The following is a 17520-nucleotide window of genomic DNA, read 5'->3' on the forward strand; positions in this document are numbered from 1 at the left end:
CGTGACCTCGTACCTCACATCAAAGTGCATACTTCCCAGATCCGGCGGTGGCGGCTGTGATGGAGGTATGGCAATCCACGACGACACCGTTCGCCCGCAGGCCCTCTACGTCTACGCACACCCCGAAGCCGTCTCGCTCAACCGGCAGCTGTTCGACGCTGCCCGGGCCGAGCTCGAACGGACCCACACGGTCGAGGTCAGCGACCTGTACGCGATGGGGTTCGAGCCGTTGCTCGGTCCCGGCGACGTCCCGGCCCAACGCAACGCCGACGGGAGCTTCCTCGACCGGTGGCTCGCGGCGCAGCACGGTGGGACCCTGCCCGACGACGTCCGTGCCGAGCAGCGCAAGCTCGTCGACGCCGACCTGATCGTGCTGCAGTTCCCGCTCTGGTGGTACGGCGTCCCGGCCGTCCTGAAGGGCTGGATCGACCGGGTGTTCGGCGCCGGGTTCGGCACGGACGGCGTGGACGAGTCGACCGGGTTGCCGACCCGGTACGGCGCCGGGCTGCTCGCCGGGAAGCGCGCGCTCGTCATCGTCACGGTGGGCGAGGACGAGCGCACGATGGGCGCCCGAGGGCTGAGCGGTGACCTCGACTCGGTGCTCTTCGGGCTCCGGCACGGCACGCTGTTCTACTCCGGCATCGACCCGTACGAGACGCACGCGGTGTTCGACGCCGACGGTCTGGACGCCGACGGTGTCGCGCGCGAGGTCGCTCGGCTCACCGAGCGGATCGCCGGTCTCGGGTCGGAGGAACCCGTGCGCTACCGGACCCTCGCGAGCGGCGAGTACCGGACCGGACGCGCGCTCCGCGCCGATCTCGCTCCGGGGCGGACCGACCTCGGCATCCACCGCACCGACGTCCGCTGATCAGGCCGAGCGGCCGACCCGCCAGTACCCGGTGAAGGCGATCTGGGCCTTCGGGATCCCGGCCCCGACCCAGTGCCGACGTGCGTCCCGGGCGAGCGACTGCTCGCCCGCGACCCAGGCAGCGTGCTCGCCACTGACCGGGAGGCGCGTGGTCGCGTCGAGCGCGGTGGCTCCCGGCGTGCGTCCGGGTTCGCGGGTGATCCAGTGCACGTCGATGCCGTGCGGGGCGTCGATCGTCCGGACGTCGGCGTCCGTCGGCACCTCGAGCAGCGCCGTCCCCGTCGCGGTGCGGGGGAGTGACTCGAGGATGCCGGCTGCCGCGGGCACGGCGCTCTCGTCCGCGACGACGACGATCGGTCGACCGAGGATGGTCCGGTCGAACCCGATGCCCTCGTCGATGATCGCTGCGAGGTCGCCCGGCGCGGCTCCGAGCGCCCATCCGGCGGCGGTCGGTGCCGTCGGCGCGTGGTGGTCGCCGGGGCCGTGCACGACGAAGTCCACGTCGAGTTCGTCGCCCCCGTGCAGTCGCCGGAGCGCGCGCACCGTGTAGCTGCGGAGGATCGGCCTGGTCGACTTCGAGGCCGTCAGGAACTTGACGTAGCTCACCGTGTCGAGCTTCTGCGGTGCTCTCGTCAGGTCCCCGCCGTCCACCGGCAGGAACAGGCGGAACCACTGGTCGTAGCCCATGTGGCGGAACCGAGCGAGGTCGTCACCGCCGAACACCACGCGGACGAACGACGGTGAGATGCGTTCGGTCCGCACCACGTGGAGGGTGAGGAGTTCGACGTGCTCGGGCTTCGTTCGGGTCGCCTGCATGTTCGTTCGGGCCATGTAGGTAAGGCTAACCTAACTTTGTCGGCAAGGGGGCAGGGTGGTCCCATGGCCGATCGGTGGAACCACAACACGCACTTCCACGACCTGGTGCTGCGTGCGGTCCCACCCGGCGCGAGGACGGCACTCGACGTCGGGACGGGAAACGGCCTGCTCGCCCAGGACCTCGCCGACGCGGGCCTCGAGGTGACGGCGATCGACCTCGACGAGACGGTGCTCGACGCCGCCCGCACCGAGCACGCCGACGCAGCGATCCACTGGGTGCGCGGAGACGTGATGGCGGCCGACCTCGGGCAGCAGTTCGACGTCGTCGCCTCGGTCGCGACCGTGCACCACCTGCCGGACCTCGCCCTCGCGCTGTCGCGCCTGGCGGACCTGACTGCGCCTGGCGGAATGCTCGTGGTCGTCGGTCTCGCGAGGTCGACGCGGCTCTGGGATCGGCTGTTCGACCTGGTCGGGGTCGTGCAGCACCGCTGGTACTCGTGGCGGCGCGGCTACTGGGAGCATTCGGCCCCCACGTGCTGGCCGCCGCCGCACTCCTACGCCGAGGTGCAACGGACCGCCTGGGCGGTGCTCATGGGCTCCCGGTACCGACGGCACCCGCTCTGGCGCTACTCGATCGCCTGGACTCGACCGCGCTGATCGTCACGTCGAGTGCCGCCAGACTCCGTCCCCAGCGCATGTTGCGCCGCGACACGCGCAGCCTGCGTAGGCTCGTCGCGTGAGGAATGATCAGCCGGACGAGGCCGCCGCGCAGGAGCACGACCCGTACGCCCGGAGGCCCGGGTACGTCACCGATGTGAGTGGCCGCACCGACAGCACGACCACGGCTGCCGCGCTCGGTGTCGCGGCGGGACTCGTCGCCACGTTCGTGTTCGGTCTCGTGCACCTCGTGCAGTGGATCGCCCTGCCCGCCGCGCTCGTCGTCGGTGTCGCCGTGTGGCTGCTGCTCCGGACCCGTCAGCGTCGCATCGACCGGAATGCCGGACGTTCACCCGACGCGGTCCCCAGAGCACGGGACCAGGCCGCGGCCGAGGCGAACGGCGGGCGCCGGCACTTCGTCGCACCGAACCCGGTCGTGCTGATCGTCATGGCGAGCGTCTTCATCGCCTTCGCGGTGGTGTCGCTCGTCTTCGGCCGGATCGCGGTGACGGGACTGCTCGTACCGATCCTGCTCGTCGGTAGCGCAGCGTTCTTCCTCGTCGAGGGGATCGGCACCCTGGTCGTGCGGCGCCGTGCCTCAGCAGGGCGCTGACGGGATCGCGCGTCAGGGCGGACTGGAGGCGCGGTGCCAGCTGGCACCGCGCCTCCAATCCGTCGTAACGGTCGCCGACCCCTACTCGGTCGTGGCGACCCAGTCGATGAGCAGGTTGCCGGACTCGCCCCAGTTACCGGTCTGGAACATGAACCGGTGCTCGGTCGTCGGGACGTCGTGGGTGACGGTGCCGATGACCTTGCCGTCGACCTTGTAGGTGACGGACTTCCCCGGGTCCCAGTCGATCGTGTAGGTGTGCCAGTCACGCCACGAGACACCGGAGCCGAGCTGGACGCGCGCGACTTCCTGACCGGGGGTCATCGAGTGCTGGAACGCCGACGGGCTCTCGTCGAAGTTGCCCTCGGGGAAGTCGATCTCGCCGTCGGACCAGACGTCGGAGCTCGGCCACAGCATGAACGCCGCACCGTTGCCGTCGCCACCGGTCGCCTTCGCGCGGACGGAGAACGATCCGCCGACGTGGTCGTATGCGCCGCTGCGCGAACCGAACGTGCCGGCCGTCCCGGCGCCACCGAGCTGCACGTCCATGACGCCGTCGTGGACGGACACGGTCTTGCTCGGCTCGTAGATGCCGGACGTGCCGTCCGGGTACGGCTGCCATGCCTGCGGGTAGAGGCGGCTGACGAGACCGGTCACCGCGGAGAGGTCGAAGTCCTCGACGAACGACGTTGCGGGCGCGAGCGAGATCAGGTCCGCCTGCGCGCTGTCGTCGGCGGGCACGGTGTCGTCGCCCGGTGTCGCGTTGTCGGTGGGTGCCGACTCCTCGATGGGGGCGGAGTCGGCGGACGGCGTCTCGGTCGGGGTGGGCTCGTCGGTGGGGGTCGAGTCGTCGGAGGGCGTCGCCTCGTCGGTCGGCGTCGGCGAGACCGGGGCGGTCGGCGGGGCGTGGTGGCCGCGGCCGCCCCACCAGCCGTGGGCGGAGGCGGCGGTCGGGACGCCGATCAGCAGGGCGCTGGCGGTGGCTGCCGCCAGGACGATGCGGCTGCGGCGGTGACGGTTCGGACGGTTCGTCGTGGATGCGTGCTGCGCGCGGGCATGCACGTGCTTCGAAGCAGAGATGTCGGGCTCCTCGGGTGGGGCTCGGGCATGGAAGGGGCCCGCTCCACGGCGCGATCCGAGGATTTCGGTGACGGGTCCCCGAACATCATGCATCATCTGTGCCCCGTTTGGGGGGTTCTGCCCGTTCTGGCCGCACTCCGGCCGCACCGAGACTCGGCCTGAGCGACACTTCTCGGGCAATCGGCCGCGAGAACTGTCGCTGTGCCCGAGACTCGGGTCCGGGGTCAGCTCCGGGCGATCGGTGTGAGCCGCTGGAGCTGCGTCACGTGCCCCGGCTCCAGCTCGTCGAGCGACGCCACCCCGAGCAGGCGCATCGTGCGCTCGATCTGCTCGGACAGGATCTGGATCATCCGGTCGACGCCGGCCTCGCCTCCCGCCATCAGGCCGTACAGGTAGGCCCGTCCGACCATGGTGAACTTCGCGCCGAGGGCGACCGCCGCGACGATGTCGGCGCCGGACATGATGCCCGTGTCGAGGTGCACCTCGGTGTCCTTGCCGACCTCCTTGACCACGGAGGGCAGCAGGTGGAACGGCACGGGAGCCCGATCGAGCTGCCGGCCGCCGTGGTTCGACAGCGTGATGCCGTCGACGCCCATGTCGGCCAGACGCTTGGCGTCCGCCAGGGACTGCACGCCCTTGACGACGACCTTGCCCTTCCACTGCGACCGGATCCACTCGAGGTCCTCGTAGGTGACGGTCGGGTCGAACATGTGGTCGAGGAGCTCCCCGACGGTGCCGGACCACCGGTCGAGCGACGCGAACGCCAGCGGCTCGGTGGTGAGGAAGTCGAACCACCACCAGGGCCGCGGGATCGCGTTGAGGATGGTCTTGGCGCCGAGCTGCGGCGGGATCGAGAACCCGTTCCGCTTGTCCCGGAGGCGCGCGCCGGCGACCGGGACGTCCACCGTGACGAGCAGTGTGTCGAACCCGGCCTTCTCGGCCCGGGACACGAGCGCCATCGACTTCTCGCGGTCCTTCCACATGTAGAGCTGGAACCAGTTGCGCCCGTGCGGGTTGGCGTCGCGGACGTCCTCGATGGCGGTGGTGCCCATCGTGGACAGCGAGAACGGGATGCCGGCGCGTCCAGCCGCACGGGCCCCGGCTCGCTCGCCCTCGGTCTGCATCATGCGGGTGAAGCCGGTGGGCGCGATGCCGAACGGGTACGCCACGGGAGCGCCGAGCACGGAGCGGGAGGTGTCGACCTTCGACACGTCGCGCAGGATCGCGGGCGTGAACTCGATGTCCTCGAACGCCTGACGGGCGCGGGCGAGGGAGATCTCGGCCTCTGCAGCGCCCTCGGTGTAGTCGAACGCGGCGCGGGGCGTGCGCCGTGCGGCGATGTCCCGCAGGTCCCAGATCGTCAGCGCCTGGTCGAGTCGACGGCGCCGCGCGTTGAGGTCGGGCTTCTTGAACTGCATCAGTGGCGCGAGGTCGCGGACGGTCGGCAGCTGACGCTTGATCGGCGTGCGCCGAGCCGACGGAGCGCCGGGAGTCGCTGCCGGTGCGCCCGTCGCCGGGTCGACTCGGTGCTGGTTGTCGGTCGAGGTCATACAGACATCCTACGTCTCGGGGCGGATCGGTGGGTCGAGGTGGGGGAGGTGGCGGGGGTGTACCGCACGGGCTCGACGGTGCGGGCGACTCGGTCACGCAGGGCTTCGAGCGATGCACCGGCCAGTCCGCCGAGCCCCGCGGCCCGTACCTGCACGAGGACGTTGCCGAGCGCGGTCGCCTCGACCGGGCCGGCCAGGACCGGCAGCCCGGTCCGGTCGGCGGTGAGCTGGCAGAGCAGACGGTTCTGCGATCCGCCGCCGACGATGTGCACCTGTCGGACGTCTCGGCCCGTGACGGCGACAATGGTCGCGAGCGATTCCGCGTACGCGGTGGCCAGGGACTCGAGGATCGACCGGACGTACTCCGCCGGCGAAGCCGGTGCGCTCAGGCCGTGCGACGTGCACCAGGCCGCGATGCGCGACGGCATGTCACCCGGGGGCGTGAACGACTCGTCCGCGACGTCGAAGACGGGGACCGGGGCGGTGACGGCCGCGGCGGAGGCGAGTAGTGCCTCCAGGTCGATGCGGTCCCCGCCACGCTCCCAGGTACGGACGCTCTCGGAGAGCAACCACAGTCCGGACACGTTCTTGAGGAAGCGCACGCGGCCGTCGACCCCGCCCTCGTTCGTGCAGTTCGCGTCGCGTGCCGCGTCCGACAGGACCGGCGCGTCGAGCTCGACGCCGACGAGGGACCACGTGCCGGACGAGATGTAGGCGAAGTCCGGTTCCGTCGCGGGGACCGCGACAACCGCGGACGCCGTGTCGTGCGACCCGACGAGCGTGACCGGCGCACGGCCGCCCACGGCGTCGGCCACGGACGGCAGCAGGGGACCGAGACGGTCGCCCGGGTCACGCAGCGTGGGCAGGAGTCCGGACGGGAGGCGCGCAGCAGCCCGCAACGTCGGGTCCCACCCGCGGGTGGTCGCGTGCAACAGCCCGGTGGTGGACGCGTTGGTGCGCTCGGCGGCCTCGACCCCGGTGAGCCAGTACCCGAGCAGGTCGGGGACGAGCAGCGCCCGCTGGGCGAGCTGCACGGACGGGTCGGCGGCGAACTGGAACACCGTGTTGAAGGGCAGGTGCTGCAGGCCGTTCCGGGCGTACAGCTCGGCTGTCGACACCCGCTCGTGCACCGTGGCGACGCCGTGCTCGTGCCGCTCGTCGCGGTAGTGGTAGGGCAGGCCGAGCAGGCGCCCGTCGCGGAGCAGGCCGTAGTCGACCGCCCACGAGTCGATGCCGATGCTCGCGATCTCGGGGTGTCGGCCGAAGGCGTCGCGGAGGCCCGCCGTGACCTGCCGGTACAGCTCGACGACGTCCCAGTGCAGGGCCTCTCGGTCGCCTTCGTGGAGCGTGACCGGACCGTTCGGGAACCGGGCGACGTGCTCCATCCGGATGTCGTCGGAGTCGACGTGCCCGAGGATCACCCGGCCGCTGGTCGCTCCGAGGTCGACGGCGGCGACGGTGCCGGACATCAGCGCAGGAACGCGGCCGCGACGCCCGCATCGACCGGAACGTGCAGGCCGGTGGTGTGCGAGAAGTCGTCGGTGCAGATCGCGTAGACGGCGTTGGCGACGTTCTCGGGCACGACCTCGCGCTTGAGGATCGTGCGCTGGGCGTAGAACTTGCCGAGGTCCTGCTCCTCGATGCCGTACGTCTTCGCGCGGTTCGCACCCCAGCCGGACGCGAAGATGCCCGAGCCGCGGACGACGCCGTCGGGGTTGATCCCGTTCACGCGGACACCGTGTTCGCCGAGTTCCGCGGCGAGCAGGCGGACCTGGTGCGCCTGGTCGGCCTTGGTCGCCGAGTACGCGATGTTGTTCGGGCCGGCGAACACCGAGTTCTTCGACGAGATGTACACGATGTCGCCGCCGAGGCCCTGCTCGATGAGGACCTTCGCCGCCGCCTTGGACACCAGGAACGAGCCCTTCGCCATGACGTCGTGCTGCAGGTCCCAGTCCTGCTCGGTGGTCTCGAGCAGGCTCTTGCTCAGGCTCAGGCCGGCGTTGTTCACGACGAGGTCGAGGCCGCCGAAGTGCAGCAGCGTCTGCTGGATCGCCTGGTCGATCGCGCCGGCGTCCGTCACGTTCGCCGCGACGCCGATGGCCTTGTCCGTGTTCCCGATCTCGGCCGCGGCGTCCTGCGCCTTCGCGAGGTCGAGGTCGGCGATCACCACGGCGGCTCCCTCGGCCGCCAAGCGCTTGGCGATGGCCTTGCCGATGCCGCTCGCGGCGCCGGTCACCAGGGCGATGCGCGTGGCGAGCTTCTTCGGAGCGGGCATCCGCTGCAGCTTCGCCTCCTCCAGCGCCCAGTACTCGATGCGGAACTTCTCGGCCTCGTCGATGGGGGCGTAGGTGCTGAGCGACTCGGCGCCGCGCATGACGTTGATCGCGTTCACGTAGAACTCGCCGGCGACCCTGGCGGTCTGGGCGTCCTTGCCGTACGAGAACATGCCGACGCCGGGCACCAGCACGATGAGGGGGTCGGCGCCGCGGATCGCCGGACTCGTCTCGTCGGCGTGGCGGTCGTAGTAGGCCTGGTAGTCCTCGCGGTACTGCTGGTGCAGCGTCCGCAGCCGCTCGATGGTGTCGTCGATGCTCGCCGAAGCGGGCAGGTCGAGGATGAGCGGCTTCACCTTGGTCCGCAGGAAGTGGTCCGGGCAGCTCGTGCCGAGGGCGGCGAGTTCCTCGGCGCGAGCGCTCGCGAGGAAGTCGAGCACGACGTCGGAGTCGGTGAAGTGCCCCACAACGGGCTTGTCGTGGCCGGCGATGCCGCGGATCGTCGGCGCGAGGGCGGCGGCGCGTGCGTGGCGTTCGTCGGTCGGCAGCGCCTCGAAGCCCGGTCGGGCGGCGCCGAACGGCTGGTCCGCTCCGTGTTCCGCGATGTACTGCTCCGCCGTGTCGATGATCCAGCGCGAGTTCGCCTCGGCCTCGTCGCTCGTGGCGCCCCACGCCGTGATGCCGTGACCGCCGAGGATCGTGCCGATCGCCTGCGGGTTGTCCCGCTTGATCGCTGCGATGTCGAGGCCGAGCTGGAACCCCGGGCGGCGCCAGGGGACCCACACGACCTGGTCGCCGAAGATGCGCTCCGTGAGCGCGGGTCCGTCCGCAGCCGTCGCGATGGCGATGCCGGCGTCCGGGTGTAGGTGGTCCACGTGCGCGGCGTCGACGAGGGCGTGCATCGCCGTGTCGATCGACGGCGCCGCACCGCCCTTGCCGTGCAGCGTGTAATCGAACGCGGCGACCATCTCGTCCTCGCGCTCGACGCCGGGGTAGACGTCCTGGAGTGCCCGGACCCGGTCGACGCGCAGGACCGCGAGGCCCGCCGGGGTGAGGGTGCCGAGGTCGCCCCCGGAGCCCTTCACCCAGAGCAGCTCGACCGGTTCGCCCGTGACGGGGTCGGTGTCGGTGCCCTTGGCGGAGGTGTTGCCGCCCGCGTAGTTCGTGATCCGCGGATCCGAGCCGAGCGCGTTCGATCGTGCGATGAGCGCACTGATCGTCTCGTCTGCATCCGTGCGCTGCGTTGCGGGGTCCACCCGTGCCTCCAGTCCTGTTGTCATGATGTCTACGCGCCCCATCCGGCCTGGACGCCGCCGACGCGGTCCTCGGCGATCGACTGCTGGTAGCCGGACTCGAGGTACGCGCGCATCGGGTTCGCCGGGAGCCCGCGGGACTCCCGCCACGCAGCGAGGTCGGCACGGACGTCGGTCTGGTACGCGTCCATGAAGATCTCGTTCGCGCCGAGGACGTCGTGCGCCTCCTGTGCCGCGGTCAGGGCGACGCGGTCGAGCAGCAGGGCACGGGCCGTCATCTCCTGGACGTTGAGCACGGAGCGGATCTGCCCGGGGATCTTGTCCTCGATGTTGTGGCACTGGTCGAGCATGAACGCGACGTCGGGGTTGTCGTAGCCGCCGCCGCGGATGACCTCGACCAGGATGCGGAACAGCTGGAACGGGTCCGCCGCGCCCACGATGAGGTCGTCGTCGGCGTAGAAGCGCGAGTTGAAGTCGAAGGAGCCGAGCTTCCCCAGGCGCAGGAGCTGCATCACGATGAACTCGATGTTCGTGCCGGGAGCGTGGTGGCCGGTGTCGAGGCAGACCATCGCCTTGTCGCCGAGTGCTGCCGTCTGCACGTAGCTCGTGCCCCAGTCCGGGACGTCCGTGTGGTAGAACGACGGCTCGAAGAACTTGTACTCGAGCACCAGACGCTGGTCGGCTCCGAGGCCGTCGTAGATCGTGCTGAGCGACTCGTGCAGGCGGTCCTGGCGGGAGCGCATGTCCTCCTGTCCGGGGTAGTTCGAGCCCTCGGCGAGCCAGATCTTCAGGTCGCGCGAGCCCGTGGCGTCCATGACGTCGATGCAGCGCAGGTGGTGGTCGATCGCCTTCTGCCGGATCGTCTCGTCGACGTGGGTCAGGGCGCCGAACTTGTAGTCGTCGTCCTGGAACGTGTTCGAGTTGACGGTACCGAGGGAGACGCCGTGCTCCTCCGCGTGGCGCTTCAGGTCGGCGAAGTCGTCGACGAGGTCCCACGGGATGTGCAGCGCGACGGTCGGAGCCAGGCCGGTGTACTCGTGCACCTGGGCGGCGTCGGCGATCTTCTCGTAGGGGTCGCGGGGGGTGCCGGGCGTCCCGAACACCTTGAAGCGGGTGCCGGAGTTGCCGAACGCCCAACTGGGCAGCTCGATCGCCTGCCGGGCCAGCTGGTCGGCGACGGAGCTGAAGCTCGCTGATGTCATCGTGTCACTTCCTCGTGGTCGATTGAATCGTTTCATACAGTACGGCTCGCGGCTGCATGCCGCAACCCCGCTGGCGGTGGGGTTCCCGCAAAACACCGGTGTTCGTGCGTTGAACACGTGCAAACCGCGGTTCGACTGACGAACACCGGTGCTTTGCGGAGACGGATCACGCGGAGACGGGCTACGCGGCGGGCACGGCGGCCGGCGCGCGCAGCTCGTGCGTTCCGCCGCCGACGCGCTGCTCCGCGGCACCCGGCAGGCGCACCACGGCGGAGACCCCCTCGGGGACCGTCGCGCGCACGAGCAACTCCCCGTCGACGAGCTCCCACCGCACCGCGACGTGCCCGTGCACCGTGTCGAGCGACGTCGACGCCCACGTCAGACCGCCGCCCGGCTGCGGCGCGATGAGCACGGAGGCGTACCCCGGTTCGAGCGCCGACAAGCCGCCGACCACCCGGTGCATCCAGTCCGCCACGGCACCGAGGGCGTAGTGGTTGAACGAGGTCATCTCGCCCGGGTTGATGGTGCCGTCCGGAAGCATCGAGTCCCAGCGCTCCCACACCGTGGTCGCGCCCATCGTCACCGGGTACAGCCACGAGGGGCACTCCGTCTGCAGCAGCAGCCGGTACGCGTCGTCGAGGTGGCCGGTCTGCGTCAGCGCGTCGGTGATGAACGGCGTGCCGGCGAACCCGGTCGAGATCCGGTACCCGGACTGCTCGGCCAGCTCCGCGAGGCGGTCGCCCGCCGCCGCCTCGTCCTCGGGCGACAAGATCCCGAAGACGATCGCGAGCGCGTAGACGGTGGTGCAGTCGGAGCGGATCCGACCGTCGGTCACGTAGTGCTCCTGGAAGGCGGCCTGGAGGCCCGTGGCGAGTTCCTCGGCTTCGGTCGCCTCCGCCTCGTGGCCCGTCAACCGCGCCGCCTGCGCCACCAGGGTGGCGCTGCGGTAGGCGCACGCCGTCGCGACGACGCCCGGGTCGGCCTTCGCCTTGGCGGCGTCCTCCGGCGGGGCGTCCGGGTCGAGCCAGTCGCCGAACTGGAAGACGGTGTCCCAGAGGCCCTGCGGGGAGAGGTGTCCCTTGATCCGGCGGAGGTGCGCCGTCATCGAGTCGAGCTGCTCCTCGAGCACCGCGGTGTCGCCGTACGCCTGGTACAGCGTCCAGGGCACCCACACGCCGGCGTCCGACCAGATCGCGGTCGCGTCGGGCTTGCCGAAGTCCTCGGCGGGGGAGTACTTCAGCACGTCCGGCACCACGAACGGGATGATGCCGTCGGCGTGCTGCTGCTCGAGCCACACGTCGCGCAGCCAGTCGCCGAGGAACGCCCTGGTGTCGAACAGGTACGACGCCGTCGGGGCGAACGCAGCGATGTCGCCCGTCCAGCCGAGGCGCTCGTCGCGCTGCGGGCAGTCCGTCGGCACGCTGAGGAAGTTGCCCTGCATGCCCCGGACGACGTTGTCGTGGAAGGTGTTGAGCAGCTCGTGGCTCGACTCGAACGTGCCCGTGCGGGCGAGGTCCGACCCGACCTGCACCGCGGTGACCGCCGCGCGGAGTTCGTCGACTGTGCCGGTCCACCCGTCGACCTGGGCGTACCGGAAGCCGTGGAAGGTGAAGCGCGGCTCGAAGACGTCGTCGCCGCCGCTCAGGGTGAAGTGGTCCGTGGCCTTCGCGGTCCGCAGGGGGCGGGTGCCGAGCTCGTCGTGCTCAAGGACCTCGGCGTGCGTGAGGGTCAGGACGGTCCCCGAGGCACCGGAGGCGGTCACCCGGATCCAGCCGACCAGGTTCACGCCGAAGTCGATCAGGGTCGCGCCGGACGGGCTCGTCCAGACCTCGACCGGGGCGATCTCGGCGAGGGGGCGGACGGGCGGCACGGTGTCCGCGACGAGTTCGCGCTCGCCGAGGTCGACCGTGTGCACGGCTGCTGCGGTGTCGATCCGGCCCGGGTGCTTCCACGTGGTGTCGTCGATCCGGGCGTCGATGTCCTCGCCGTCGTAGAGCTGGTCGGCGGTGATCGCACTCGACAGCGCCTGCCAGTCGGTGTCCGTCGCGACCCGCTGCTCGTGGCCGTCCGCGAACACGATCCGGAGCTCGGCGAACCCGGCGACCTCGTCGGCGTACCAGCCGCCGCCTCCGCCCCACGCGAGACGCCCGGCGGCCCAACCCTTGCCGAGGACGAGTGCGAGGACGGCTGCCTCGCCCGACCCGGAGCCGGTCAGGTGCTCGGTGACGTCGTGCGTCACGACGCGGAGGCGCCACTCGTAGCTCGTCCAGCCCGGCTCGAGCAGGTGGTCGGAGACGCGGGTCCCGCCGAGCCAGGCCTCGACGACGCCGAGGGCGCTGACGTCGAGGGTCGCGCTCGTGACGGCGCCGTGGCCGTGGTCGAGGGTGAACTCCCGGCGCAGGATCGGTGCGCTGCCGAGGTCGGCGTCGCTCGCGATGAACGGTGCGGTCCAGGTGGTCATGTGGTGTGGTCCTTTCACGCGACCGGTCGTCGTCGACCGGTGCGGGGGTCTGGGGCCCGGCCGCCCGCCCGGGGTGGGCGGTGCGGCGGAGGCGGGTCGCGCCTCCAGGCCGGGTCGGGCGTCAGCCCTTGACGGCGCCGCTGGTCATGCCGGCGACGATCTGACGGTTGAAGAAGATGTAGAGGATCAGCGGCGGGATCGTGATGAGCAGCACGTCGGTGAAGAGCAGGTTCAGCTGGCTGACCGACTGGCTCTGGAACGTGTAGAGCGTCTGCTGCACCGTCGCGTTCTCGGACCCGGGCAGGAAGTACAGCGGGTTCGTGAAGTCGTTGAACACGGTCACCGACTGCACGAGCACGACCGTGATGATCACCGGCTTGAGCAGCGGCAGGACGACCCCGAAGAACAGGCGGATCGGTCCGGCGCCGTCGAGCACGGCTGCCTCGTCGAGTTCCTTGGGGATCGTCGCGACGAACGCCCGGAACAGCAGGATGCAGAACGACAGGCCGAAGGTGGCCTCGATGAGGATCATCCCGCCCATGGTCTTGAACAGGTTGAGCCCCTGCAGCACCCAGATCGTCGGGACGATCGCGGGCGGGACGATGAGGCCGGCCAGGACGAAGAAGTTGATCAGGCCGTTCCACTTGCTCGGCCGCCGTTGCAGGACGTAGCCGACCATCGCGGAGAACACCACCATGATGATGACGCTCCCCACGGTCAGGACGGCGCTGTTCATGAACGAGCGCAGGATCCCGCCGTCACCGGTCTGCATGACCGCCACGAGGTTCTGCCACAGCTGCCACTGGGTCGGCAGGCTGAAGCCGAGCTGGTTCGCCTCGGCCGGGCTCTTCGCGGCCTGCAGCAGGACGAAGACGAACGGCACGAGGAAGACCACGAAGCTGACGACGATGGCGATCGAGCCGACGGTCCACCGCTGGACGGTCTGGCGCTTCACGGGGCGGCGCGCGGGCGCGGCGGTCGCGGTCACAGGTCCGCCTCCTTGCGGTTGAGCAGCCAGGAGATCGGGACCATGATCGCCGTCACCACGATGAACAACACGACGTTGCCCGCGGTCGACAGCCCGTAGAACCCGGCCTGGTACTGCTTGTAGATCACACTCGCGATGACGTCACTGGTGAACCCTGGTCCGCCGCCGGTCATCGCCCAGATGAGGTCGAACGACCGCAGACCGCCGATGAGCGACAGGATGATGACCGTCCCCATCGCGGGTCGGGAGAGCGGCAGCGTGATGTTCTTGAAGATCGTCCAGGCGCTCGCTCCGTCGACCCTGGCGGCCTCGAAGTACTCCTGGGGGATCGCCACGATGCCGGCGATGAAGATGAGCGTCGCGATGCCGACGCCCTTCCAGACGTCCACCGCGGCGACGCTCCAGAGGGCGAGGGCCGGGTCGGTCAGCCACCCCGGTGTGGGGAGGCCGACCGAACCGAGGACGCCGTTGATGATCCCGTGGAAGGGGTCCATCAGCGCCTTGAACGTGATGCCGATGCCGATGGTCGACACCAGCACGGGGAAGAACACCACCGCTCGGAGGTACCCGCGCCCGAGCACGGGGCTCGTGAGGAGCAGGGCGAGGGCGAGTCCGAGGACCACCTTCGCCGCGCTCGTCACGAACCCGTACTCGAACGTGTGCACGAACCCGGAGACGAGCTGCGGGTCCTGGAAGAACCGGACGAAGTTGTCGAAGCCGATGAAGGTCTGGTCGAACAGCGTCCAGCGGGTGAGCGAGAAGTAGAACCCCGCGAAGGTCGGGACCGCGAAGAACACGACGTACAGCGCGATCGCCGGGATGAAGAACCACGCCGGGTAGAACGAGCGCATCCGCTTCCGGGCCGGGCCGGGGCCCGCCTTCGTTGTCTGCGGCGGGGCCACCGCCGTCGTGAGCGTCGCGGTCACGCCGGTCACCAGCCCTTGATGCCGAGCTGCTGGGCCTGCTGGACGACGTCGTCGTCGTACTGGTCAGCGCCCTTGGCTGCGTTCGTGATGCCCGAGCCGACCTGCACGCAGATCTTCTCGAGGTTCGGGCCCTTGATCGGGGAGAGGAACTCGAGCGCCGGGCTCGCCTTGCCGTCGTCGAGGTACTTCTGCAGGTCGCCGATCATCGGGGGCACCGAGTCGGGCAGGGTGCAGGTCGAGATGACGTACGGGCCTCCGGGGGTGCCGGTGTCGTTCTGCACCTTGCAGCCGTCGGACGAGTTCGCGAAGGCGATGAACTTCTTCGCGGCCGCGAGCTTGTCACCCGTGGTCGTCTTCGGGATGTAGAGGCCGTTCGGCTCCCAGATGGTGAGGTTCGTGTCGTCCGCGTTCTCCGCCGGCAGGGCGAAGGCACCGATGTCGTTCACCGCGTCGGGCGAGTCCTGCTGGATCGCCGAGATCGCGTTCGTCAGCATCGGGTACTGGGCGCCCCTGCCGTCGGCGAGCATCTTCAGGCCGTTCGCCTGGGTGGCCGACGCGTAGTCCTCGTTGTAGAGGTCCTTGTCCTTGCCCTCCTGGAGGTGCTGGAACCCGGCGAGTGCCGGCTGGTCCGCGTAGGACTCCTTGTGCTTCGTGTACTGCGTCGCCCAGTTCTTCTGCTGCGCGGTGATGTTCGCGAAGTCGCCGAGGACGAACAGCTGGCTGGTCCAGGTGTCGCCGTAGGTCTGGATGATCGGCGCGATGCCGGCGTCCTTGATCTTCTCGCTGTTGCTGATGAAGTCCGCCCACGTCGTCGGGACGCTCAGGCCGAGGTCCGCGTAGACCTTCTTGTTGTAGAGGACCGCGCCGCCGAAGCTGGTGCCGAACGGTGCGCCGTACATGCCGTTGTCGGTGCTGACGACCTTCGTGAACTGCGGGTCGACGTCCTTCGCCCAGCTCTCCTTCGAGAGGTCGACGAGCGTGTTGTCCGGGTTGAGGGCCTGCATGAGCGAGCCGGAGTTGTAGTTGAAGACGTCGGCCATCTCGCCGGTCGACAGCCGGGTCTTCACCAGGTTGTCGCCGTCGGTGCCCTGCGGCTTCGTGTCGAACTTGACGGTGATGTCGGGGTTCGCCTTCTCGAAGGCCGCGATGAGCGGCTTCGCGGTGGCGGCGGTGGCCTCGGCGTTGTCGGCGAGGTACGTGATCGTGACCTTGCCGCCGCCGCTGCCGGTGTCGGCGGAGCCGCCCGACGAACAGGCGGCGAGACCGCCGATGAGGACCGTGGCGCCGCCGATGGCGAGCAGCCGGGTGGTCAGGGAACGAACTGACATTCCTTACCTCCTCGTAAGGCCCGGGACGGGGTGACCCCGGGTGAAACGGACCCGGAGCCCGCGCCGATGCGGGTTCCGGTGATGCTGTTTAGAACGTTTCAATCGGAATGGAACCATGCGGATTGAAGCGTGTCAATCACCGATTCGGATTCGTTACGGAAGTGCGTGCTCCCGCACGGTGCGCGGGCCGGAGGCGCGGTGCGGGCGGCCGTGCGGTTCGGGCGGTTCGGGCGGTTCGGGCGGGCCGAGCGACAGTTCTCGGGGTCCGAGACGCGAGAACTGTCGCTCAGCACGAAATCCGCCGCCGAGCGCCGCGCGCCGCGAGCCGCCGCCCCGCGCGCCCGCGCTCAGGCCTCGGTACGCCTCGGGTCGCTCGGCGTCCCCGCTGCGGCCACCTCGGCGGCGCGCGCCCGTCCGAGCGTGCTCTCCCTCGGCACGAGCTCGCTGCCGAGCACCACCGTCCGGTGCACGTGCTCCGCGGGGTCGTCCGTCAGCTCGTCGAGCAGGAGCGACACCGCCGCCGCGCCCATCTCGGAGCCGTGCATCGTCACCGAGGTCAGCGGCACCGCCCCGCCCCACGCCACGGAGTTGTGGTCGCAGCCGGACACCGGGATGTCCTCGGGCACGCGGATACCTGCCGCGCGCAGTTCGGACACGACCGCCATCGCGAGGAGGTCCGTCACCCCGAGCACTCCGTCCGGCCGCGCATCGGCGGGCATCGCGGCGATGCGCGCGCCCGCGTCCGTCCCACCGGGGGGATCGATGTCGCCCGCGTCGATGTCCACGAGGGTGACACCCGGGTGTGCGGCGACGGCGCGCAGCACTCCGGCGCGTCGGCGTTCGACGGGCTGCAGTTCCGCCCGCGCACTGACGAAGCCGATGCGTCGGCAGCCGAGGTCGATGAGGTGTTCGGTCGCGAGGAACGCTGCCTGCTCGTTGTCCACGACGACCGAACACGCATCGACCTCGGTCGGTTCGAAGTTCACGTACACCACCGGGCGACCGTGCCGACGCGTCGTCTCGACCTGCTCACGTGATTGCGTCATCGGGGCCAGGAGGATCCCCGAGACCCGTGCACTCTCGAGGAAGGCCAGGTGGTCGCCCTGCGCCTGCAGGTCGTCCTCACTGCTCGTGATGAGCAGTGTCAGGCCACGTTCGCGCGCGGCCAGCTGTGCCCCGTTCACCATGTCGCTGAAGAGCGAGTTGCGCAAGGACATGACGACGAGGCCGATCGCCCGCGTGCTGCCCGACACCAGGGCGCGCGCGTTGCGGTTCGGCGTGTACCCGAGCTCCGCGATCGCCGCTCGGACGCGGGCCGCGGTGGCGTCGGCGACGCGCTCGGGGTGGTTCAGGACGTTCGAGACCGTCGCGAGCGAGACGCCCGCCCGAGCCGCGACGTGGTGCACGCTCGGCGGTCCGTCGCGCCGTGGGACATGCACCATGCTCCGATCGTAGGCGGAGCGGGGGGCCGTCCCGGCCCACCACCGGACTGGAGGCACGGTGCGGCG

General features: G+C 70.2%; 14 protein-coding genes. 3 read left to right on the top strand and 11 right to left on the bottom strand.

Annotated elements, in window-relative coordinates; genetic code table 11:
• Positions 1-67: 67 nt before the first annotated feature.
• Complete coding sequence (locus FS532_RS06500) at positions 68-868, top strand: NAD(P)H-dependent oxidoreductase (RefSeq protein ID WP_144751625.1); 801 nt, start codon at positions 68-70, stop codon at positions 866-868.
• Here FS532_RS06500 and FS532_RS06505 read toward each other — a convergent pair whose 3' ends face one another.
• Positions 869-1699, bottom strand: a complete 831-nt coding sequence (locus FS532_RS06505) for a siderophore-interacting protein (protein WP_186321938.1) — start codon at positions 1697-1699, stop codon at positions 869-871.
• A 48-nt stretch (positions 1700-1747) separates the two neighbouring features.
• Here FS532_RS06505 and FS532_RS06510 point away from each other — a divergent pair, with 48 nt between their 5' ends.
• Both FS532_RS06510 and FS532_RS06515 read left to right on the top strand, forming a co-directional pair.
• Positions 1748-2341, top strand: coding sequence for a class I SAM-dependent methyltransferase (locus tag FS532_RS06510; RefSeq protein ID WP_144751629.1), 594 nt, complete (start codon positions 1748-1750; stop codon positions 2339-2341).
• Positions 2342-2420: 79 nt separating this feature from the next.
• Positions 2421-2954 (top strand): hypothetical protein, encoded by a 534-nt coding sequence (locus FS532_RS06515; protein ID WP_144751632.1) that lies wholly within the window; start codon positions 2421-2423, stop codon positions 2952-2954.
• An 81-nt stretch (positions 2955-3035) separates the two neighbouring features.
• Here the strand turns inward: FS532_RS06515 and FS532_RS06520 are convergent, their stop codons facing one another.
• The 10 genes from FS532_RS06520 to FS532_RS06570 all read right to left on the bottom strand — a co-directional run bounded on the left by FS532_RS06520 (position 3036) and on the right by FS532_RS06570 (position 17454).
• Positions 3036-4013, bottom strand: a complete 978-nt coding sequence (locus tag FS532_RS06520) for a glycoside hydrolase family 16 protein (RefSeq protein WP_260852597.1) — start codon at positions 4011-4013, stop codon at positions 3036-3038.
• Positions 4014-4255: 242 nt separating this feature from the next.
• Complete coding sequence (locus FS532_RS06525) at positions 4256-5449, bottom strand: alpha-hydroxy acid oxidase (RefSeq protein WP_144752606.1); 1194 nt, start codon at positions 5447-5449, stop codon at positions 4256-4258.
• 128 nt (positions 5450-5577) lie between these two features.
• Positions 5578-7050 carry a rhamnulokinase gene (locus FS532_RS06535; RefSeq protein WP_144751635.1) on the bottom strand — a complete coding sequence of 491 codons (1473 nt, stop codon included), beginning with the start codon at positions 7048-7050 and terminating at the stop codon, positions 5578-5580.
• Positions 7050-9134, bottom strand: a complete 2085-nt coding sequence (locus FS532_RS06540; RefSeq protein ID WP_144751638.1) for a bifunctional aldolase/short-chain dehydrogenase — start codon at positions 9132-9134, stop codon at positions 7050-7052. The genes FS532_RS06535 and FS532_RS06540 overlap by 1 nt, the downstream gene beginning before the upstream one ends.
• Before the next feature lie 5 nt (positions 9135-9139).
• On the bottom strand, positions 9140-10309 hold the full coding sequence (gene rhaI, locus FS532_RS06545) for an L-rhamnose isomerase (protein ID WP_144751642.1): 1170 nt from the start codon (positions 10307-10309) through the stop codon (positions 9140-9142).
• Positions 10310-10490: 181 nt separating this feature from the next.
• The gene (locus tag FS532_RS06550; RefSeq protein ID WP_144751644.1) at positions 10491-12770 is read right to left on the bottom strand and encodes an alpha-L-rhamnosidase; all 2280 of its coding nucleotides are present in this window, start codon (positions 12768-12770) and stop codon (positions 10491-10493) included.
• Between the two features lie 121 nt (positions 12771-12891).
• On the bottom strand, positions 12892-13725 hold the full coding sequence (locus FS532_RS06555; RefSeq protein ID WP_144752609.1) for a carbohydrate ABC transporter permease: 834 nt from the start codon (positions 13723-13725) through the stop codon (positions 12892-12894).
• Between the two features lie 29 nt (positions 13726-13754).
• Entirely contained in the window at positions 13755-14609 is an 855-nt protein-coding gene (locus FS532_RS06560; RefSeq protein ID WP_144752612.1) for a carbohydrate ABC transporter permease, read from the bottom strand.
• Positions 14610-14689: 80 nt separating this feature from the next.
• A complete protein-coding gene (locus tag FS532_RS06565; protein WP_144751647.1) occupies positions 14690-16012 on the bottom strand; it encodes an ABC transporter substrate-binding protein in 1323 nt (440 codons plus the stop codon).
• Positions 16013-16359: 347 nt separating this feature from the next.
• Positions 16360-17454 (bottom strand): LacI family DNA-binding transcriptional regulator, encoded by a 1095-nt coding sequence (locus FS532_RS06570; RefSeq protein WP_144751649.1) that lies wholly within the window; start codon positions 17452-17454, stop codon positions 16360-16362.
• Positions 17455-17520: the final 66 nt, after the last annotated feature.

Origin of the sequence: Curtobacterium pusillum (assembly GCF_007673235.1) — a bacterium.
Classification (GTDB): Bacteria; Actinomycetota; Actinomycetes; order Actinomycetales; family Microbacteriaceae; genus Curtobacterium; species Curtobacterium pusillum_C.

Bases quoted from the DNA above. Each gene is read 5' to 3' on its own strand.
- FS532_RS06500 (WP_144751625.1), top strand. From the start codon at position 68: ATGGCAATCCACGACGACACCGTTCGCCCGCAGGCCCTCTACGTCTAC.
- FS532_RS06505 (WP_186321938.1), bottom strand. From the start codon at position 1,699: ATGGCCCGAACGAACATGCAGGCGACCCGAACGAAGCCCGAGCACGTC.
- FS532_RS06510 (WP_144751629.1), top strand. From the start codon at position 1,748: ATGGCCGATCGGTGGAACCACAACACGCACTTCCACGACCTGGTGCTG.
- FS532_RS06525 (WP_144752606.1), bottom strand. From the start codon at position 5,449: ATGCAGTTCAAGAAGCCCGACCTCAACGCGCGGCGCCGTCGACTCGAC.
- FS532_RS06535 (WP_144751635.1), bottom strand. From the start codon at position 7,050: ATGTCCGGCACCGTCGCCGCCGTCGACCTCGGAGCGACCAGCGGCCGG.
- FS532_RS06540 (WP_144751638.1), bottom strand. From the start codon at position 9,134: ATGACAACAGGACTGGAGGCACGGGTGGACCCCGCAACGCAGCGCACG.
- rhaI (WP_144751642.1), bottom strand. From the start codon at position 10,309: ATGACATCAGCGAGCTTCAGCTCCGTCGCCGACCAGCTGGCCCGGCAG.
- FS532_RS06550 (WP_144751644.1), bottom strand. From the start codon at position 12,770: ATGACCACCTGGACCGCACCGTTCATCGCGAGCGACGCCGACCTCGGC.
- FS532_RS06560 (WP_144752612.1), bottom strand. From the start codon at position 14,609: ATGCGCTCGTTCTACCCGGCGTGGTTCTTCATCCCGGCGATCGCGCTG.
- FS532_RS06565 (WP_144751647.1), bottom strand. From the start codon at position 16,012: ATGTCAGTTCGTTCCCTGACCACCCGGCTGCTCGCCATCGGCGGCGCC.
- FS532_RS06570 (WP_144751649.1), bottom strand. From the start codon at position 17,454: ATGGTGCATGTCCCACGGCGCGACGGACCGCCGAGCGTGCACCACGTC.